At 52.7% G+C, this 19,360-nt stretch carries 15 protein-coding genes, 1 tRNA gene and 2 pseudogenes; 13 read left to right on the top strand and 5 right to left on the bottom strand.

Annotation, left to right across the window (positions count from 1 at the left end):
- Positions 1 to 2: 2 nt before the first annotated feature.
- Together tssC and tssB are read right to left on the bottom strand one after the other, a co-directional pair.
- Positions 3 to 1,478 carry a type VI secretion system contractile sheath large subunit gene (gene tssC / locus AB6V08_RS14170; RefSeq protein WP_368543491.1) on the bottom strand — a complete coding sequence of 492 codons (1,476 nt, stop codon included), beginning with the start codon at positions 1,476 to 1,478 and terminating at the stop codon, positions 3 to 5.
- Between the two features lie 19 nt (positions 1,479 to 1,497).
- Positions 1,498 to 1,995: a type VI secretion system contractile sheath small subunit gene (gene tssB / locus AB6V08_RS14165; RefSeq protein ID WP_368543490.1), complete on the bottom strand. Its 498-nt coding sequence runs from the start codon at positions 1,993 to 1,995 to the stop codon at positions 1,498 to 1,500.
- A 235-nt stretch (positions 1,996 to 2,230) separates the two neighbouring features.
- On the opposite strand from tssB, the gene AB6V08_RS14160 reads away from it, so the two are divergent.
- Together AB6V08_RS14160 and AB6V08_RS14155 are read left to right on the top strand one after the other, a co-directional pair.
- Positions 2,231 to 3,088, top strand: a complete 858-nt coding sequence (locus AB6V08_RS14160; protein WP_368543489.1) for a DUF4225 domain-containing protein — start codon at positions 2,231 to 2,233, stop codon at positions 3,086 to 3,088.
- 71 nt (positions 3,089 to 3,159) lie between these two features.
- Positions 3,160 to 3,513, top strand: coding sequence for a hypothetical protein (locus AB6V08_RS14155; RefSeq protein WP_368543488.1), 354 nt, complete (start codon positions 3,160 to 3,162; stop codon positions 3,511 to 3,513).
- A gap of 956 nt (positions 3,514 to 4,469) precedes the next feature.
- Here AB6V08_RS14155 and AB6V08_RS14150 read toward each other — a convergent pair.
- Positions 4,470 to 4,856 carry a hypothetical protein gene (locus AB6V08_RS14150; RefSeq protein WP_368543487.1) on the bottom strand — a complete coding sequence of 129 codons (387 nt, stop codon included), beginning with the start codon at positions 4,854 to 4,856 and terminating at the stop codon, positions 4,470 to 4,472.
- A 403-nt stretch (positions 4,857 to 5,259) separates the two neighbouring features.
- Here AB6V08_RS14150 and AB6V08_RS14145 point away from each other — a divergent pair, with 403 nt between their 5' ends.
- From AB6V08_RS14145 to AB6V08_RS14105, 8 genes and pseudogenes are all read left to right on the top strand, one after another.
- Entirely contained in the window at positions 5,260 to 5,778 is a 519-nt protein-coding gene (locus AB6V08_RS14145) for an Hcp family type VI secretion system effector (protein ID WP_368543486.1), read from the top strand.
- 68 nt (positions 5,779 to 5,846) lie between these two features.
- On the top strand, positions 5,847 to 7,841 hold the full coding sequence (tssI, locus tag AB6V08_RS14140; RefSeq protein WP_368543484.1) for a type VI secretion system tip protein TssI/VgrG: 1,995 nt from the start codon (positions 5,847 to 5,849) through the stop codon (positions 7,839 to 7,841).
- 9 nt (positions 7,842 to 7,850) lie between these two features.
- The gene (locus AB6V08_RS14135) at positions 7,851 to 9,032 is read left to right on the top strand and encodes a DUF2169 domain-containing protein (protein ID WP_368543483.1); all 1,182 of its coding nucleotides are present in this window, start codon (positions 7,851 to 7,853) and stop codon (positions 9,030 to 9,032) included.
- Positions 9,032 to 13,411: a PAAR-like domain-containing protein gene (locus AB6V08_RS14130; RefSeq protein ID WP_368543481.1), complete on the top strand. Its 4,380-nt coding sequence runs from the start codon at positions 9,032 to 9,034 to the stop codon at positions 13,409 to 13,411. The genes AB6V08_RS14135 and AB6V08_RS14130 overlap by 1 nt, the downstream gene beginning before the upstream one ends.
- Before the next feature lie 2 nt (positions 13,412 to 13,413).
- Positions 13,414 to 13,794, top strand: a complete 381-nt coding sequence (locus tag AB6V08_RS14125; protein WP_368543480.1) for a hypothetical protein — start codon at positions 13,414 to 13,416, stop codon at positions 13,792 to 13,794.
- A gap of 609 nt (positions 13,795 to 14,403) precedes the next feature.
- A pseudogene (locus AB6V08_RS23240) lies at positions 14,404 to 14,655 on the top strand (RHS repeat-associated core domain-containing protein); the annotation flags it as partial.
- A 147-nt stretch (positions 14,656 to 14,802) separates the two neighbouring features.
- Positions 14,803 to 14,979: pseudogene (locus AB6V08_RS14110) on the top strand (TNT domain-containing protein); the annotation flags it as partial.
- 79 nt (positions 14,980 to 15,058) lie between these two features.
- Positions 15,059 to 15,298 carry a hypothetical protein gene (locus AB6V08_RS14105; protein ID WP_368543478.1) on the top strand — a complete coding sequence of 80 codons (240 nt, stop codon included), beginning with the start codon at positions 15,059 to 15,061 and terminating at the stop codon, positions 15,296 to 15,298.
- A gap of 278 nt (positions 15,299 to 15,576) precedes the next feature.
- Here AB6V08_RS14105 and AB6V08_RS14100 read toward each other — a convergent pair whose 3' ends face one another.
- The gene (locus AB6V08_RS14100; RefSeq protein ID WP_368543477.1) at positions 15,577 to 16,482 is read right to left on the bottom strand and encodes a LysR family transcriptional regulator; all 906 of its coding nucleotides are present in this window, start codon (positions 16,480 to 16,482) and stop codon (positions 15,577 to 15,579) included.
- 110 nt (positions 16,483 to 16,592) lie between these two features.
- Here AB6V08_RS14100 and AB6V08_RS14095 point away from each other — a divergent pair, with 110 nt between their 5' ends.
- From AB6V08_RS14095 to AB6V08_RS14085, 3 genes are all read left to right on the top strand, one after another.
- The gene (locus AB6V08_RS14095; RefSeq protein ID WP_368543476.1) at positions 16,593 to 17,453 is read left to right on the top strand and encodes a pirin family protein; all 861 of its coding nucleotides are present in this window, start codon (positions 16,593 to 16,595) and stop codon (positions 17,451 to 17,453) included.
- A 19-nt stretch (positions 17,454 to 17,472) separates the two neighbouring features.
- A complete protein-coding gene (locus AB6V08_RS14090) occupies positions 17,473 to 18,150 on the top strand; it encodes an isochorismatase family protein (RefSeq protein WP_368543475.1) in 678 nt (225 codons plus the stop codon).
- A 146-nt stretch (positions 18,151 to 18,296) separates the two neighbouring features.
- A tRNA-Ser gene (locus AB6V08_RS14085) sits at positions 18,297 to 18,384 on the top strand.
- A gap of 164 nt (positions 18,385 to 18,548) precedes the next feature.
- Here AB6V08_RS14085 and phoH read toward each other — a convergent pair.
- The gene (phoH, locus tag AB6V08_RS14080) at positions 18,549 to 19,337 is read right to left on the bottom strand and encodes a phosphate starvation-inducible protein PhoH (RefSeq protein ID WP_368543474.1); all 789 of its coding nucleotides are present in this window, start codon (positions 19,335 to 19,337) and stop codon (positions 18,549 to 18,551) included.
- Positions 19,338 to 19,360: the final 23 nt, after the last annotated feature.

Genomic DNA, 19,360 nt, shown 5'->3' with positions numbered 1-19,360 from the left:
GATTACTCCTTGTCCAGACGGCCAACCAGGGACAGCTCGAAGCTTGCGCCCATGTATTTGAAATGCGGACGCACGGAAAGCGCGACCTGATACCAGCCCGGCTCGCCCTCTACGTCCAGCACTTCAATTTTTGCCTGGCGCAGCGGCTTGCGGCTGCGAACGTCCGCCGGCGGGTTCTCCTGGTCGGCAACGTACTGGCGGATCCAGGTGTTAAGCTGGTTTTCCAGATCGCCGCGCTCCTTCCATGAGCCGATCTGCTCGCGCTGCAGCACTTTGATGTAGTGCGCCAGGCGGTTAATGATGAACAGGTACGGCAGCTGGGTGCCGAGGCGATAGTTGGTTTCCGCCTCTTTGCCTTCCGGAGTATTGGGGAAGTTTTTTGGCTTCTGCACCGAGTTCGCTGAGAAGAACGCCGCGCTGTCGCTGCCCTTGCGCATGGTCAGGGTGATGAAGCCCTCTTCCGCCAGCTCGTATTCACGACGGTCGGTTATGAGAACTTCGGTCGGGATCTTAGCCTGCAGCTGCCCCATTGCCTCGTAGAGATGGACCGGGAGATCTTTTACCGCGCCGCCGTTCTGCGGGCCGATGATATTCGGGCACCAGCGGTATTTGGCGAAGCTTTCGGCCATATTCGCCGCCAGCAGGAACGCGGTGTTGCCCCACAGGTAGTCGTCGTGTCTGCGGCTGACGTCTTCGCGATAGTTAAAGCTTTTCACCGGATTGTCGCCCGGCGCATACGGCTGGCGCAGCAGGAAGCGCGGCGCCGTCAGGCCCAGGTAGCGGGAGTCTTCGTTTTCGCGCAGGGAGCGCCATTTGGTGTAGGCCGGGCCTTCGAATATCGCGCTGATATCCTTAATGCCCGGCAGCTCGGTCCAGGAGTCCAGCCCGAGGAACTCAGGGGCAATCGATGACAGGAACGGCGCGTGGGCCATCGCCCCGACGGCGCTGACGTACTGGAGCAGCTTCATGTCCGCCGCGTTATTGGCGAAGGCATAGTTGCCGACCACAGCCGCAACGGGCTCCCCGCCAAACTGACCGTATCCGGTGGAATAAACGTGCTTGTAATAGCCGGACTGGGTAATTTCTGGCGCGAACTCGAAATCGTCGAGCAGCTCTTCTTTGGTGACGTGCAGCAGATGGATTTTGATGTTTTCACGCGTGTCCGCGCGGCTCACCAGCAGCTTCAGGGAGCGGAGGAATGACTCCAGCTCCTGGAACTCCGGGGAGTGGCAAATCAGGTCCATCTGACGCCCCATGCGCTCGTCGATATCGGCAATCATGGCGTTGACCGCCAGAATATCGACGGACTCCGCCTCATGCTGCAGCAGCGCCGCGATAAAGGCGGTCACCCCCTGGCGGGCAATGTCGTAGCTTTCCGACTCCGGCTGAAAGCGGCTCTGGGCCATGATGTTATCCAGCAGAGAACCGGCGACGAGCGGCGCCGCGCTGGCGGGAGTGATTTCTTCCTGTAAAGACATAGTGCAATCCTTGTGCAAATTATTTCTGACTGGCGATACCCAGTTCCTGAATCAGCTGTTCGCGGGTTTCTTCGTTGGCTAACAGCGCCTGTAACTGGGCGCGAAACGCGGGGATGTTGCCCATCGGCCCCTTCAGGGCGACCAGCGCTTCGCGCAGTTCCAGCAGTTTTTTAAGCTCCGGCACGCTCGCGGCCACGTTGTCCGGGGAGAGATCCGCCAGCGATTTAACCTTCAGGTTGATCTCCATGCGGGCGTCCGGCGCTTCGCTGAGCGCCGACGGCACGGAGAATTCACGCGCAATGCCGGACTCGGCGATCACCGCATCGAAATTGTTCTTATTAATGGAAACCGGCTGACGCTCATCCAGCGGCGTGTCGTCGGCCTTGCCTTTCAGATCGCCCGTGATCAGCAAATTAAGCGGTAATTCCACTTCGGCAATCTGACCGTCTGTTTTCGGGAGGTAGCGGATATTAATACGTTCTTTCGGGGCGATACTGCCGTCTTTATTGTTGCTCATCAGGATGTGTCCGTCTGGTTATCTGTGAATTCCATTTTGCCCATAAGAAATAGATATAATCCGCACAGCAAAATAGCCCGGATAGTTTTCTCACGGCAGTTAAATAAGGGGTAATTCTGGCGGGATGATACGGTTAATGATGATGATTAAACATGTCCGATTGCGTACGTTGAGATTTTGCAGCCACGGCGGTATTTAATTCGCCCTTTGATTGATAATGTCAGGAAGTAGTGAGATGGGTGGATATATTCAGGGGAGAAATGGCAATGGAGGGATCCTTGAGGATATTATTAGATCTCAGGCTAACTTTGAGGCCGGCGCATTAAGGCAAATTACTATCACCGCCTCGGGTTTTATTAATAATGATGAAGTTCGTTATGACTTTATCAGAAACGTCGAAGCGTTTACCGAAGCACAGCTAGAATGCATCAACGGTAATAGTTCCCGTACTGAGAAAACACAGGCGCTGGCATATTTGCGAGAAGAACAAGATTATCTTGAAAAGCAGATTGGTTGGTTGCAGTCAAAGCAGGTTCAACCTGCGGCGTCGGTTGAGATACGGATTATAAATGGGGTGGTATCTTATGTTGTAAAAAGTGTTGGGTTGATCGGGGGAGTGCTTCAAGTTGTGTCGGGTAGCTTTTTAATTCTGGCTGGTTCACCTACTGTTATAGGTTCTGTGATCGGTATAATGCTCATTGCACATGGGTTAAATAATATTTATGAGAATGGTAACGGTCTGTTTTATGGAAATGAGAATGCTATAGGAAAAATGACTTATTTATATGAAGAAACTGCGGAGTTTTTAGGTTTTGACAGAGTATACGGTAAGTTAGCATTTGCCGGTATTGATCTCACATTATCCGCGATCCCATTATTATCGGTTAAACTACTTCCTGATGCCTGGAGATTGTTTCGTTATTTACCTTCAGACTATACAATGGGTTTCAGAACAATGAGTAAAATGGAATTGCTAGCAGAATTCTTTCCCGATGCAGGTACTTTATATTCAGGCACTCAAATTTTATTATCATTACCAGAATCTGAACCTACTTCGCCCAGGCATCCACTGATTCCTCTTAGTGATTATTAGTTGCAATAATATATTATTGTGATATATTCCAATTGTTATTCTAAATTATCAATCTAATATTGGGGATTTAAATGAATGAAAGTGAATTAATCGAAATAATGTATGAGAAAAATTTCTCAAAAAAACAAATCGACAATTTAAAAAAACTTTCGAAACGATATTCAACTTCGCTGTATGTTACCGTTCATGAACTTGCAGATCGCTTCTTTCGCTCATTGTTAGTTCATATATTCTCATTTTTAATGGTTTTTCATTCCTACATCTACCATAGTAAAAATCAAGGGCATACGTTTGGCGGAGTATTGCTTGCCGCTGGTACTCTAGGAGTCGCATATGTGATATTTGATTTTTTTGCTCCATTACTGCAAGCCTACAAAGCCAGGAAAGTTATTAATGTCATAAAGAATAAAAAAATTCAAAAATGAGTTTATGCTAACCATTATTACGATTCATTATGGAGTTTCGTTAAAAACGTGTAAAAACATTTATTACAACCCTATTAAATTAAAATACTTAATCCGATTGAAAGATATAAGATATGAATGAACACGAATTAATAAAAATAATGTATAAACACAAATTTTCAAAAAATCAAATTTGTAGATTAAAAAAAATCTCCGATCAACAGTCAATTATGTTATACGACACCGTGTACGAACTTTCACGGCGTTTCCTAAGATCCCTATTCCTTCATGTATTAATGTTTTTCTTTGTGCTGCAATCACACTTTCTTCTCAGCGAGAATCATGGAACTCCATTTGGGAGAGCTTTATTTTCCATTAGCTTCTTGTGCTTAATATATTTTATTTTGAATATGATTTTACCAATAACCTATGCATACAAAGCCAGAAACGTAATAAAAAACATTAAGGGAAAAACAACATTCAAATAAGTTACAGAATATATTAATCACGTCATGTAATGAAACTCTCAGTGAAAAAATCGCTTAATTTAAATGATACTATTCAAAAAAATAACTTATAATACGACCCAGAGACAATAAGAGATGAATGAAAAAGAATTAATAAAGATAATGTTTGAGGAGAAATTCTCAAAGAAACAGATCGATAAACTTAAAAAACTGTCAGATAGATACTCCTCATCGTTACACGAAACAGTCTATGAACTCTCAAGACGGTTCTATCGATCATTATTTATGCACGTGCTAATGTTCTTTTTTGTTTTATTCGCCCATTTCCTGCTCGGTGAGGAGCATAGAACAGCTCCTGAAAGAATAATATTCTCCGTCTGTTTTCTATTATTTATGTATTCGATTTTTCATATACTTGCACCACTAGCTCAAGGATATAAAGCCAGAAAGGTTATTAAAACAATCAAAAAAGAGCGCAACAGATAACCCAATCAGCTAACCCATCCGCCGTCATCTACGAAAGGTAAACATAAGCCCGACCGCCAGTTTAACCAGCTTAAACTGTGTCCATACCGGTTGATCCTTTAATCTGGCCGAAATAGAAATGGATAAACAGATTTGAAACACTACGCCGAATGATATAAATCCCCAGTCGAGACTGCTGGCCGTTGGGGATGCGAAAAAGGGAATTTGAAAAAAGGTCATCCCTGACAGTGCAAAGATTGATTCCCTGAATGCTTTCCAGGCGGAACGGCAAAGCTTATGATGCAGATCGATTGCGGTAATCTTACGTTCAGGATTTTCCGTCTGTAGTTCTTGTTTAAACATCCGCAGCTCTCTTCGGCTAAATCCGCTGTTCTCTATGTGCTCTTTGACCGCGTCACTGACTGGTTTCATTATCATTCCTTTGATTTATATTATTACATTCCATTCGAATTCTATATTTCACATTTTATAAATCAATATACTTGTGTTTACATGGATGAACGGGCAGTCATTATACCTGCATCTCATCATAAGATAACAAAAACAAGACATTGTTCTGAGCAATAACACCACCTAATTCATAAAGACAACGATTGTTTTGCAGACCTTTCTCAAGCATTAATTTAAATTATAGACTTAGATTTAAACCCAAAATCCCCCCAGCTAGCTCCATTTAATAAAACCTATGTCCGTTTGCGTACGTTGAGTTCCTTTCTTAAAGGACGTATTAAATACGACCTTATGTCATGGACGCTATGAAAATGGCTTCAGGAAATAAAGTTCACACCACGTTAATTACGAAAAGGAGTTTTACATGCCAACCCCATGTTATATTTCAATTAAAGGCCAAACCCAGGGATTGATTACTGACGGCGCCTTTACCGCAGAGTCTGTGGGCAATATTTATGTCCAGGGTCACGAAAACGAAATGCTGGTGCAGGAATTCAGCCATAACGTCACCGTCCCAACCGACCCGCAGTCTGGTCAGCCTTCCGGTCAGCGTGCGCACAAGCCGTTTATCTTCACCGTTGCGCTGAACAAAGCCGTTCCGCTGATGTATAACGCGCTGGCGTCCGGTGAAATGCTGCCAACGACCGAGCTGCACTGGTACCGCACCTCTATCGAAGGCAAGCAGGAGCATTTCTTCACGACTCGCCTGACCGACTCCACCATCGTGAATATCGACTGCACGATGCCGCACTGCCAGGACGACACCAAACGCGAATTCACGCAACTGGTTAAAGTCTCACTGGCCTATCGCAAAATCGAATGGGAACACGTTTCCGCCGGCACTTCCGGTGCCGACGACTGGCGTGCGCCGCTGGAAGCCTAAGATTAAATCCACAGCATTTCGTCCTGACGGGCGAAGTGCTGTTTTTTCCTGAATATCGGGGAATTACTATGTTTTTAAAAGGCCTGCGTTTTACGCTCGATGTGGATGGCCAGAAATCAGATACCTTCGCTGTCGTCAGTTTCCGTTTAAATCAAAGTCTCTCCTTCCCGTTTGTACTTGGCGTGGATGTTGCCAGCCAGTCATTTGCTCTGGAAGCGAAAGATCTGCTCGATAAAAATGCCACGCTTACCGTCTGGCAAGGGCCGGAAGCCCTGCATTCAGTGCAAGGTATCGTTTCGAGCTTCCAGATAAAAGAAAACAGCGACTGGCAGATTCAGTATCGCTTCGGGATCCAGCCTCCGCTGTGGCGCTGTGGTCTGCGCAAAAACTTTCGTATCTTCCAGCAGCAGGATATCAAAACCATCTCAGCCACCCTGCTCGATGAAAATGGCGTAACGGAATGGCTTCCCGCCTTCAATGAGGATCACCCGTCCCGGGAATTCTGCGTGCAGTACGGCGAATCGGACCTGGTGTTTTTATCGCGCTTGTGGGCAGAGGAAGGCATTTTCTTTTATGACAAGCTGCAGCCGGACAGCGCTGAGCAAAAACTGACGCTCTGTGATGATGTGTCGGGCCTGGATCAGATCGCTGAAGCATTGACCTTCAACCCCAACGTTTCAACCGAAGTGACCGAGGCCTGCGTCAGCGTATTTCAGTATGAAGCGAACGTTCGCCCATCTTCCCTTATCAGCCAGGATTACACCTTCAAAATGCCGGGCTGGCAGGGTCAGTACGCCCAGAACGGCGAGAATCTAAATAACCAGCTTTCGCAGTATGAAATCTTTGATTATCCCGGCCGCTTTAAGGATGAATCGCACGGGCAAGCCTTCAGCCGCTATCAGATGGACGGCCTGCGCAACAATGCAGAGCGGGCCAGCGGCTGCAGCAATTCCCCGAAACTTTCACCGGGTACTCGTTTCACCCTGCGAAATCATCCGCAGGAGACCCTGAATCGCGAGTGGCAGGTCGTTAGCTGCGTACTTTCCGGGCATCAGCCTCAGTCCCTGCACGGCAGCAAGGGGCGTGGCACCACGTTAAACAATCAGTTTACCGCCATCCCCGCAGACCGAACCTGGCGCTCTCAGCCTTTAGCAAAACCTAAAGTCGACGGCCCACAAAGCGCCATCGTCACCGGCCCCGTCGGAGAGGAGATCTTCTGCGACGAGCATGGCCGTGTCCGGGTGCAATTTCACTGGGACAGAAACAGCCCGAAAAACCCTGAAGACAGCTCCTGCTGGGTGCGCGTATCGCAGGCGTGGGCAGGAGCCGGTTTTGGCAATCTCGCGATCCCCCGCGTGGGCCAGGAAGTGATCGTCGATTTCCTAAACGGCGACCCGGATCAGCCCATCGTCATGGGACGCACCTACCACCAGGACAACCGCTCTCCCGGCAGCCTGCCCGGCACAAAAACGCAGATGACCATCCGCTCGAAAACCTACAAGGGCAGCGGGTTCAACGAGCTGCGCTTTGAGGACGCCACGGCAAACGAGCAGATCTACATGCACGCCCAGAAGGACATGGTGACCGAAGTGCTGAATGACCGCACGACGACGGTGAACCATGACCATAGCGAAACGGTGAAAAACAATCAGACGGTCACGGTAGTGGTGGGTCAAACGGTCAACGTCGGCAGCAAGAAAGAAGGCGGTCATGACCAGACGGTGACGGTGGCTAACGACCAGACGGTCACCGTGGAAAACAACCAGAAGCTTGATGTGCTGCAGGATCGCGAGAAGAGCGTTGGCGGGAACCAGACGGTAACGATCGCGGGGAATGATACGGAAACGGTGATGAAGGATCGGAGCGTGACGGTGCAGAAAAACTTCACCCTGAATGTGACAAACGTTTCCAGCATTAATGCGGGCGACAAAATCGAACTGATCTGCGGTGCGAGCTCCATCACCCTGGAAAGCAGCGGAAAGGTGACCATCGCAGGCACTGAGTTTGATTTTTCAGCCTCCGGACCGGCCAACATCAAAGGCAAAGACGTCTACATCAACTGAGACCCGAAAATGGAATTTCGTAATCTGACGCCGTTCTCGGTAATGGCCTACGCGATGGATGACAAACAAAACAAGCGCCATCACGTCATCGCGATGAAAATCGGCTATCGCCTTGTGCAGGATGCAGAAGGCCAGTGGCTGGCACAGCTGATGGAAAATCCGGCTCTCCCGTTAAGCGTTAAAGACGTGTTCCTGGGAGAGGTAAATCGTTCCCCTGTATTGTGCGAAAGCGATCTTGCCCCTTTCAAACCCGCCTGCGACATCATCGTTAACGGCACCGCCCGGGCGCCAGGGGGCATCGCAACGTCGGAAATGACCGCCGGAATATGTCTGCGCACATCTTCCGACGCGGTCTTACTGGACAAGAGGCTGCGGATAACCGGTCAGCGTTATTTTCGTCAGCAGGCGTTGACCGGGCAATGGTACGAAACAAAGCCAGAACCTTTTACCTCTCTTCGGCTGGACTATCGTTCCGCTTTTGGCGGCGAATGTCGGGTCGAGGCGGACAGTGAATATGCTGAACGGGTTCCGAATGAAAATCGATTGACTGACGCGCAGCGCAGCGAGCACCCCGATAAAAATAACCCGCCGCTGGCGCACGCTTTTTGCCCGACGAATCCCTTAGGCCAGGGCTATTCGCCCCCCTGGTATCTCGACGCCTGCGGCATAAAGTCGGTTGAGGCGCCCCGCATAATCGCCGTGGACGCCCCCTTTACCCTGCACCATTTTACCGATGCGGTGAGCGGCAAAGCCGACTGGTCTGCCCCGGCGTTTAGACCCGCGGGTTTTGGCGTCATCGGACGTACCTGGCTACCCCGTCTGCCGCTGGCAGGAACCTACGATGATGCGTGGCTGAACAACCGTCATCCTGCCCTGCCGGACGATTTTGAATTCAGCTACTGGAACTGCGCGCCGCAGGCTCAGCAGCTCCCCTTTCTGGCTCCCGGCACAAAAATCACCCTGAGCGGGCTGCGTTCCGATGGCGATATCTCGTTTTCATTGCCCGCCAGTCGGGCCGGGATCCTGCTGCGGATGACGTCAGGGGAACTGATACCCCAGATGATGTGGACCGATACGCTACTCGTTGATACCGATGAATTGACTGTCGAGCAGACCTGCCGCTACGTGTTGCCCGTTGCGCCATCGCTCAGGGTCATGGAAGCCCGCTATTACATTTCAGGAGAATTATGATGGCGCAGAATTACATTGCCCGTCAGGACGGAACCTGGGTCGTCGTCAGCCTGACCCCGGATGTCTGTAAGACCCCAATCGGCCCCGTGACACCGCCGATCCCCTACCCCGTCACCGCCAATCTCAATGAAGCGGTGCTAACGGTGCCGTCGGTCAACGCGAATGACCGTCCGGTGCTGGTTCTCGATCAAAGCTTTGTGCCTTCAACCAAAGGCGATGAGCCGGGCGTGGCAAAAGGCATTAAAAGCGGCACGGTGGGCGATATTTGCGAGCCTCTGGCGCACAGCTCAACCTTTTTCGCCGGCGGCAAATCGGTTCTGCGCCATTTTGATACCTTCTGGATGAACGCCAGGAATACGACCGGGATCATTATTGGGCAGCCGCCTGCGGCAGAAGTAATGGCGAAGGAGGCCGATCCCGAGGTTAAACCTGAAACCGAGGAGGAAGAGTCGTTGTGGGACACGCTTTTCCGCTCCTTTGAAAATGAAGCGAATTCAAGACATCAGGGAACACAAGCGCTGTCGAATGGTGCAAACGCATTTAAGGATTTCTTCACAGATCATACACCTGACGGCGTCATGAATAGCTCAATTCACGGGGCCATGCTCAGTGCCTCCGCCTACTACAACACATCGGCCGAAGCTGCGCAGAATATGGCGGAGCAGATTGGAGGGGAAGCGCTAGAAACCTTTAACACGTTGAGCACTTCTGAAAATCAGGGAATGATGACCGCCGCTCAAAGCGTATTTATTGCATTACCGCTCAGAACCTATAGTGGCGTGCATATGGATGGCGCAAACGTTAAAGGTAAATCAAAGGCAAAACCCGACAAAGGTCAGGAATTCGAATGTAAAAGCCTGACATGCCGTACCGACCCGGTCGACGTAGTAACCGGCAGTATGATCCAGCAGCTTAATGTCCTTCATATCCCCGGCATCCTGCCGCTCGAGCTGTCCCGGCTTTATCGCTCACGTTCGGTCAAACAGGGCCTTTTCGGCGACATGTGGTCAGATGACTGGTCTCAATCGCTGACCGTATGCGGCGATAGCCTTCACTTCACCGACCACGAGGGCGTGGTGCTCAGCTTTTCCATCCCACAGGACGGGAAGTTTACCGGCGCCGCCAACTCCCGCCAGCCCTGCTACCGCCTGTCTGGCGACATGGGCAGCGAACTGACCGTTTTCGACAGGCGCTCACAGCAAACGCGGGTCTTTTCCCCGGCAGGTACCGGCGTTTACCTCCTCACCGCCCTTCACGACGGCTACAACAACAGAATAGATTTCCTGCGCACCGACGGCCTGCTGACCGAAGTTTGCCACACCGACGGCTACAGGCTGGCGCTCAGCTGGCAGCAACGGCAGCTGATGCATATTGACCTGGTCGTTCCGCATGCGCAGCGTCTGGTCACCTGTCAGTACGACGACAATGGCTATCTGGCGGAGTGCGACACCTTCCAGTTCACGCATCTGTGGCATGAATATTCCCCGGAAGGCCTGATGACCCGCTGGCGGGATACGGATAAAACGCAGGTCAGCTATCGCTATGATGAATCAGGCCGCGTGACCCATGTCACCACGCCGCAGGGCTACTACAACGACCGCTTCATCTATAACAATGACGAACGGTGCACCACCTACCTGGACGCCGAAGGCGGAGAATCCCTCTTCTGGTACAACGATGACGGCCTGGTCACCCGCAGCCTCGACCCGCTGGGCCGCGAGGAACTCACGGTCTGGGAGAACACGCAGCTTCACTCCCGCACCGATGCGCTGGGCCGCAAAACGGAGTACCGCTACAACGACGAAGGCGACATCCGCCAGGTGGCCCTGCCCGGCGGCTACAGCCTGTATTACGACTACAACGCCCGGGGCCAGCTTACCCGCCTGACCACCCCGGGCAGCCGGGTATGGCAGTGGACGTATGACGACCACGGCAGTCTGGTCTGCCTGACCGACCCGCAGGGGCGCGAGCAGACGTTCGGCTACGGCGAACAGGGCGAGCTGCTCCGCCAGATCCTTCCCGGCGGTGCCACCTGGCAGTGGGATTACGACGCCCTGCACCGCCTGCAGGCCACCACCGCCCCGGACGGCGGCGTGACCCGCACCGACACGGATTTCCTCGGCCGCCTGCTGAGCGTGAAGGATCCGCTCGGCTTCACCACCCGGCTGCGTCACAGCCAGCACCATGCCGGGCCGCAGGGCAGCGTCGAAGAAATCCACCGCCCGGACGGCGTGCGGGAGCTGATGCGTCAGAACAGCGAAAAGCTCCCTGAGAGCGTCACCGACGGCGAAGGTAAAACCACCCGCTATGAGTACGGCGCGTTTGACCTGCTGACCGCGGTGGTCCGCCCAGACGGTGAACGCCTCGAGTGCCGCTACGACAGGCTGCTGCGCCTGACGGAAATCACCAACGCCGAAGGGGAAAAGTACCGCCTGATCTATGACATGGCCGGGCAGCTTATCGCCGAAACCGACTTCACCGGGCGCACGCTGCGCTATGCATACGATGCCGCCGGGCGCTGCATCCGCACCTCTTATCCGGACGGCACGCACCTGAACCGCCGCTACAGCATCACCGACCAGGTGACGAACGAGGAGGTGACCCGGGGCGACAGCGACCGCATCCTCAGCGCCACCCTCTTCCGCTACGACGCGCTCTGCCGCCTGGTGGAGGCCCGCAACGACGCGGCCACCGTCACGTATGAGTACGATGACGCCGGACGGATGGTGGCCGAAACCATTAACGGCAGGCGGACGGCGTATCAGTATGATGCGCAGCGCGATACCGTCTCCCGGCGCACCACGGCGGGGATTACCGAGCATTTTATTCGTGGCGTTACCGGACAGCTCACGCAGTGGCAGATAGCTGACCACGCCCCGCTGGCCTTTGAGTATGACCTGCGCGGCCAGGAGGTCTCCCGCCGGAGCGACGCCGGGTTCAGCCTCCGCCAGAGCTATACCCCTGCGGGGCTGCTGTCAGAGCAGCGGGCCGGGGACACCCTCAGCCGCCAGTGGCTGTATGACAGGGCCTGCAACCTGACGATGGTTGCCGACTCCCTGCGCGGCACCCTGGTCAACAGCCTCACGGTAAACGACCAGATTAGCCACGCCACCTGGACCGGCAGCCGCATCCCCATGCGGGAAGAGCGCTTCACCTACGACAAAAACCTCAACATCGCCGGATGCCAGACCTGGCTTAACGGGGTGATGGAAAGCGAAGCGCACCAGCGCCAGACGCACGGGCGCATCACCTCCCGCGACTACAAGGAATGGCGGCACACCACCTCCCGCATCAACCCCGACAGCGGGCTGCCCGAGGCGGGACATTTTGTCCGGGTCGTGCGGGACGAACGGACCACCTGGAAGTACGACGTCAACGGGCGTCTGGTGGAAAAGCGCCTCGACAAAGGCGGCTACCGCCCGCTCCTGTGGCGCTACCAGTGGGATGCAAAAAGCCAGCTCACCGGACTGGACACTCCCGACGGCGAGCGCTGGGAGTACCGCTACGACCCGTTCGGCAGGCGCATCAGCAAGCGCTGCACGAACCGGGACAAACCCGGCACGGACTTTCACTGGAACGGCGACCAGCTCACCGAAGAAATCCCGGTCGGTGCTGACGGCGTGCCCGTGTATGAAAACGCCATTCGCTGGGTGTACGAGCCGGGCAGCTTCACGCCGCTGGCGCGGTATGAAAACGGGCAGCTGCACTATGCGGTGACCGATACGGTCGGGCGCATTCAGGAGCTGATGTGCGAGGACGGCACCGTTGCGTGGCGCGGCGAGCAGCAGCTGTGGGGACAGGAGCTGAGCCGGAATAAAGAAGGCGCACCCGCCTGCCGCCTGCGTTTTCCGGGGCAGTACGAAGATGCGGAATCGGGGCTGTACTACAATCGCTTCAGGTACTATGATGCGGAGTCGGGTCAGTATTTGTGTGCGGATCCGGTGGGGCTGGAAGGTGGATTAGATCTTTATCAATATGTGCCTAATTCTTTAGGTTTTATTGATCCCTTAGGTCTGTCCTGTAAATCATTTTACAGTGGTAAACTTTCCGGTAAAGCGTCGGAAATGATTCCATTAGTTCGTGGTTCTAAAGCATGGAGTCAAGCTATTAAGGATATGCAAACTGCTTTGGCTAAAGGCGAGAAATTCCAGGTAAAAGTTCATTCCAGCACAGATGCCAAAGCATTCTTGCAGGAAGCACAAGGAAATATGAATCGTTACAAAGCACATACGCAAAGTGCGCGCCCTGATGGCGTTCCTAAATATCCTAAAGGATATGAGCAGCATATGGCTCCGGAGGGTGGATTTGGCGATTCACCTCATATAAAATGGTACAATAATGGGACGGATGGTCATATATTTTATGATACTCCTAATTAATTATGAAAAATGAATATTCTCTTAACTTCTTAGAAAAACAGAGACTTCCTTCAAGCGAGAAAGAAGAGTCTGTTTATTTTAAAATGTTACATGTTATCGAAACAGGAAAAATTAAGCACTCATTTAACAGCCTAGATGAGCTGTATAATAAACTTTCCCTTAATGATTACTATATTGCTCATAACCTCATTATAAGAAAAGGAAATAAAAAAATATTTAAAGGTCGCGTATTTATTTCCAAAAGGGATAAATTAATTTCTTTTTTAAATAAATCAAGAGCTATAAATGATATAAGAAGTTACTTAATTTCGCCTGCAATTAATAATGAATTTGACTACGTTTGTTATGTGGATGATGACCAAATTCATTTATACTGCATCTAAAAAATAAAAACCGAGAATATAGAAGGTCTTCTCGGTTTTTGTTCAAATTCCCGGACTGCCAAGGCAAAACAACCCACGATGAGCATGGCGCGTCACCTCCCGCGACCACAAGGCGTGGCGGCACACCACCTCCCGCATCAACCTCGGCAGCGGGCTGCCCGAGGCGGGCCAGTTTGTCCGGGTCGTGCGGGATGAACGGACCACCTGGAAGTACGACGTCAACGGGCGTCTGGTGGAAAAGCGCCTCGACAAAGGCGGCTACCGCCCGCTCCTGTGGCGCTACCGGTAGGATGCAAAAAGCCAGCTCACCGGACTGGACACTCCCGACGGTGAGCGCTGGGAGTACCGTTACGACCCGTTCGGCAGGCGCATCAGCAAGCGCTGCACGAACCGGGATAAACCCGGCACCGACTTCCACTGGAACGGCGACCAGCTCACCGAGAAATCCCGGTCGGTGCTGACGGCGTTCCTGTGGATGAAAACGCCATTCGCTGGGTGTACGAGCCGGGCAGCTTCACGCCGCTGGCGCGGTATGAAAACGGGCAGCTGCACTATGCGGTGACGGACACGGTCGGGCGCATTCAGGAGCTGATGTGCGAGGACGGCACGGTTGCGTGGCACGGCGAGCAGCAGCTGTGGGGACAGGAGCTGAGCCGGAATAAAGAAGGAGCACCCGCCTGCCGCCTGCGTTTTCCGGGGCAGTACGAAGATGCAGAATCGGGACTGTACTACAACCGTTTCAGGTACTATGATGCGGACTCGGGTCAGTATTTGTGTGCGGATCCGATAGGGCTAAGAGGTGGATTAAACCTTTACGCATACGTACCTAATCCACTGAAATATATAGATCCGTTGGGATTATGCAAAGATCTATTTAATAAGCAGAAAATATTAGGCAATATAAATGCCAGCAGAAATGACGGAGAGTCCTCTAACTTTAAAAATTTCAATGAATGGCCACCAAATAGAGGCCTTTGAGGTGATCCATCTCAATTTACATTACTACCTGGAACAAGAATTGATCGGTATGGCAGTGAATATGGGACTTTTACATCACCACAAGGTGTCCCATATAGAGCAAGATCATTGAAACTTGGTACAGATGGAAAACCATATAATGTTTATGAAGTCATTGAACCAATAACAGTTACTTCTGGTGAGACTGCTCCCTGGTTCGGTTACTAAGGTGGTGGCATACAATATGAATTACCTGATTCAGTTATTAACCTTATTAATAACGGAAAGCTTGTAAAGCTTTAAATAAATGAACAAAATCGAATTATCTAAAAAATTAGAGTCAGAAAAAATATCTAAATCATTGTACTCTTTAGATGGTGGATTGCCTAATGAGAAACTTTGTCTGGATTATTACAATGAAAAATGGATGGTATATTATTCTGAAAGAGGTTGTCGTACTGGGTTAACTGAATTTATCCATGAAGATGATGCTTGCTTGTTTATATATGATAAGATAAAACTCATAAGCACAGGGAAAGTAAGATGAGTTTTCTATAGAAACGAGTTAATTTATATTAAAAGGCTACTATAAAAGCCGGTTAGAGTAGAAACAGGAAGGTAACAACAGCTACCATACTGAGCGAGCCCTGAAACCGACATCATCGGGCGTGCGCTGCATCCGCACCTCTTACCCAGACGGCACGCATCTGCACCGCCTATAACGTCACCGTGATGAGAAGCCGCAGGATGCTACCGCCCCCTCGCAGTTCCACCTTGCCTCTAAATACCATGATATTTTCCGCTAGCCCTACCCGTAATCCCCCATCACTCCTCCACCATCCGCGCATACTCCTCCGTCAAAAAATCCACCAGCGTTCTGACAGATGGCAGTAGCCCTCTTCTCGACGGATAAACCGCGTGAATCACTTCCCGGCGCGGTTCCCAGTCATTCAGCACCCTGACTAAAGCTCCGGATGCAAGCTGGTCTTTGACCATCAGTATAGGAAGCTGAACAACGCCAACGCCTGCGACTGCGGCTTCCCGCAGTGCCAGCATATCGGTGGTGATAAACCGCGGTGAGTAGTGGATCTCCGCTTTAGCCCCCTGCGGACCGGTCAGCTCCCATTTATGCACCTGCTTTCCTGCGCCGGTGCTCAGTCCGGGCCACTGGCTCAGCTCGGAGGGTTTCACAGGGGTTCCCAGACGCTCAAGAAGCTGCGGCCCGGTCACCAGACAATGCCCGCGATCGGCAAGCACCCGAAGCACCAAATCGCTGTCGTCAAACGGGCGGGGACGCACGCGGATCGCGATATCAACGCCCTCGCCCACCACATCGACGCGTCGGTTGGTCGCTTCAAGCTGGAGGTTGATGCCCGGGTAGCGCGCCATAAAGCGCGCCAGCATCGGGCCGACGTGCACGTGCAGCAGCGTAACCGGACAGGTAATCCTGACGATCCCACGCGGCTCGGCCTGCAGAGCGGCAACCGCCTCCTGCGCCGCTTCAGCTTCCACCAGCATGGCCTTGCAGTGCTGGTAAAAAGTCTGCCCCACCTCGGTCACCGTGAACTGTCGCGTCGTGCGCTGTATCAGCCTGACCCCCAGCCGCTCCTCAAGCTGCGCTATCCGGCGGCTTAGCTTAGATTTCGGCTGATCGAGCGCCCTGCCTGCTGCGGCAAAGCCACCGTAGTCGACCACTTTCACAAACCAGGCAAAGTCATTGAGATCCTGCATAAAACCCCATCGTTCTGTTTATGGAACAGTGAGTGTCATTTTCACCGTCTACCGGGATATTAAACCTGAATATAAGCTAATACACATCAACAGAACATCAGGAGAAAGCAATGAAAAATGTAACAGGCGTTTATACCGCTCCGCGCCAGCACTGGGTCGGCGACGGCTTCCCGGTTCGCTCAATGTTTTCGTATCAGACCCACGGGGAGCCGCTGAGTCCGTTCCTGCTGCTGGACTACGCGGGCCCGTATACCTTCCCGGCGGATGGGGCGAAGCGCGGCGTGGGCGAGCACCCGCACCGCGGTTTTGAAACGGTCACTATCGTCTATTCCGGCGAAGTGGAGCACCGCGACTCAACCGGTAAAGGGGGCGTGATTGGCCCGGGCGACGTGCAGTGGATGACCGCGGGAGCGGGTATTTTGCACGAAGAGTTCCACTCCAGCGGATTCTCGCAAAAAGGCGGCGAACTCAAAATGATGCAGCTTTGGGTCAACCTGCCTGCGAAAGACAAAATGGCCGCCCCGGGCTACCAGAGCATCACCAAAGAGGCGATCCCGGTCGTAACGCTGCCGGATAACAGCGGCGAACTGCGCGTGATCGCCGGGCAATACGGTGACGTTAGCGGGCCTGCGCATACCTTCTCGCCGCTGAACGTCTGGGACATCGCGCTGCGCCAGGGGAGCCATCTTACGCTCGAACTGCCCGAAGGCTGGAGCACCGCGCTGGTGGTGTCCGAAGGCAACGTGACGGTAAACGGCACGGCGCAGGCGGGTGAAGCGCAGCTGGTGGTCCTGAGCCAGGAAGGTGGAAAAGTCCATCTTGAAGCCAGCCGCGATACCAAAGTGCTGCTGATGGCCGGCGAGCCGCTGAATGAGCCCATCGTTGGCTACGGCCCGTTTGTGATGAACAGTAAAACCGAAATCGCACAGGCGATAAGCGATTTCAACTCAGGCCGCTTCGGCCAGATCTGATGCTAATAAAGGAAACACGATGTCCACACCTGCAAATTTTAACGGAGCACGTCCGGTCATTGATGCAAACGATGCGGTGATGCTGCTTATCGATCATCAGAGCGGTTTGTTCCAGACCGTGGGCGATATGCCGATGCCAGAACTGCGCGCCCGCGCTGCGGCGCTGGCCAAAATCGCGACTCTGGCAAACATGCCGGTGATCACCACGGCGTCCGTACCGCAAGGGCCAAACGGCCCGCTGATCCCGGAGATCCACGCTAACGCGCCACATGCACAATACGTGGCGCGCAAAGGTGAAATCAACGCCTGGGATAACCCGGAGTTCGTGGCTGCGGTCAAAGCCACCGGGCGTAAAACGCTGATTATCGCGGGCACCATCACCAGCGTTTGCATGGCGTTCCCGTCTATCAGCGCGGTGGCTGACGGCTATAAGGTATTTGCGGTAATTGACGCCTCGGGCACCTACAGCAAAATGGCGCAAGAGATCACACTGGCGCGCGTGGTTCAGGCTGGCGTTGTCCCGATGGATACCGCGGCGGTGGCCTCTGAAATTCAGCGCACCTGGAATCGTGAAGATGCCGCGGCGTGGGCTGAGGTTTATACCCACATCTTCCCGGCTTATCAGCTGCTGATCGAAAGCTACAGCAAAGCGCAGGATGTGGTGAAAAACAGCGAAGTGCTCGATTCTCAGCGTTAATCACCTGCTCCACGGTGTAAAAACCGTGGAGCTGATTATTGCTTAACCGAACAAGCACTAAAGCGGAAAATCTGCTTGACCGTTTTAGCGCAACTCCCTATAGTAGCGCCCCGTTGCCCCCAAGCGGTCAGGCAGCAATACAATATGGTGAGGTGTCCGAGTGGCTGAAGGAGCACGCCTGGAAAGTGTGTATACGGCAACGTATCGGGGGTTCGAATCCCCCCCTCACCGCCATATTTGAGAAAGAGCTCGTACGAAAGTACGGGCTTTTTTCTTTTGGATCGCCACCAGGGGATTCAATATGGCTTTTGTAGGTCGGGTAAGCGCAGCGCCACCCGACATCATGCCCGCACAAAAAACAAAGCCCGGTTTCCCGGGCCTTGCGCGCAACAACACTTTCAATAATACGCCTGCAGCGTCCTCTGACACAGCGCCGAGCGCACGCAGTCGTCTTTGGTGAAGCGTACCACCCCAATCATCTCGTCTTCTTCAAAACGTGCCATGGCGTCGCTCAGTCCGGATTTGACGCCGGACGGCAGGTCGCACTGGGTGATGTCGCCGTTGACAATCACCGTCACGTTCTCCCCGAGGCGCGTTAAAAACATCTTCATTTGCGCAGCGGTCACGTTCTGAGCCTCGTCAAGAATGACGACCGCATTTTCAAATGTACGTCCGCGCATGTAGGCGAACGGCGCGATTTCCACCTTGCCAATCTCTGGTCGCAGGCAGTACTGCATAAAGGATGCACCCAGACGTTTTACCAGCACGTCGTAGACGGGCCTGAAGTACGGGGCAAACTTCTCTGAAATATCGCCGGGTAAGAACCCGAGATCTTCGTCAGCCTGCAGTACCGGACGGGTGACAATAATCCGCTCCACATCCTTATGTATCAGCGCTTCCGCCGCTTTGGCGGCGCTGATCCAGGTTTTCCCGCATCCGGCTTCACCGGTTGCAAAGATGAGCTGCTTACTCTCGATAGCATTCAGGTAGTGCGCCTGAGCCTCATTGCGCGCCACAATTGGAGATGCATCACGGCTGTCCCGCGCCATGCCAATTGCTTCTACGCCACTCATCTGCACAAGCGAGGTGACCGATTCTTCTTCACGCTGTTTATGGCTACGTGAATCCCGTCTCAGCACACGTTTTGCTTCGCGACGAGCTTTGATCACTGCTTTTTGTCTTCCCATGGATAGCACCTTGAGTTGTTGGT

The sequence above is a fragment of the Enterobacter soli genome (genome assembly GCF_964208575.1).
GTDB classification, from domain to species: Bacteria; Pseudomonadota; Gammaproteobacteria; order Enterobacterales; family Enterobacteriaceae; genus Enterobacter; species Enterobacter soli_A.
The sequence above is the reverse complement of the archived record's forward strand: the minus strand, read 5'-3'. Positions and strand labels throughout refer to the sequence as shown.

Bases quoted from the DNA above. Each gene is read 5' to 3' on its own strand.
- tssC (WP_368543491.1), bottom strand. From the start codon at position 1,478: ATGTCTTTACAGGAAGAAATCACTCCCGCCAGCGCGGCGCCGCTCGTC.
- tssB (WP_368543490.1), bottom strand. From the start codon at position 1,995: ATGAGCAACAATAAAGACGGCAGTATCGCCCCGAAAGAACGTATTAAT.
- AB6V08_RS14160 (WP_368543489.1), top strand. From the start codon at position 2,231: ATGGGTGGATATATTCAGGGGAGAAATGGCAATGGAGGGATCCTTGAG.
- AB6V08_RS14155 (WP_368543488.1), top strand. From the start codon at position 3,160: ATGAATGAAAGTGAATTAATCGAAATAATGTATGAGAAAAATTTCTCA.
- AB6V08_RS14150 (WP_368543487.1), bottom strand. From the start codon at position 4,856: ATGAAACCAGTCAGTGACGCGGTCAAAGAGCACATAGAGAACAGCGGA.
- AB6V08_RS14145 (WP_368543486.1), top strand. From the start codon at position 5,260: ATGCCAACCCCATGTTATATTTCAATTAAAGGCCAAACCCAGGGATTG.
- tssI (WP_368543484.1), top strand. From the start codon at position 5,847: ATGTTTTTAAAAGGCCTGCGTTTTACGCTCGATGTGGATGGCCAGAAA.
- AB6V08_RS14135 (WP_368543483.1), top strand. From the start codon at position 7,851: ATGGAATTTCGTAATCTGACGCCGTTCTCGGTAATGGCCTACGCGATG.
- AB6V08_RS14130 (WP_368543481.1), top strand. From the start codon at position 9,032: ATGGCGCAGAATTACATTGCCCGTCAGGACGGAACCTGGGTCGTCGTC.
- AB6V08_RS14125 (WP_368543480.1), top strand. From the start codon at position 13,414: ATGAAAAATGAATATTCTCTTAACTTCTTAGAAAAACAGAGACTTCCT.
- AB6V08_RS14105 (WP_368543478.1), top strand. From the start codon at position 15,059: ATGAACAAAATCGAATTATCTAAAAAATTAGAGTCAGAAAAAATATCT.
- AB6V08_RS14100 (WP_368543477.1), bottom strand. From the start codon at position 16,482: ATGCAGGATCTCAATGACTTTGCCTGGTTTGTGAAAGTGGTCGACTAC.
- AB6V08_RS14095 (WP_368543476.1), top strand. From the start codon at position 16,593: ATGAAAAATGTAACAGGCGTTTATACCGCTCCGCGCCAGCACTGGGTC.
- AB6V08_RS14090 (WP_368543475.1), top strand. From the start codon at position 17,473: ATGTCCACACCTGCAAATTTTAACGGAGCACGTCCGGTCATTGATGCA.
- phoH (WP_368543474.1), bottom strand. From the start codon at position 19,337: ATGGGAAGACAAAAAGCAGTGATCAAAGCTCGTCGCGAAGCAAAACGT.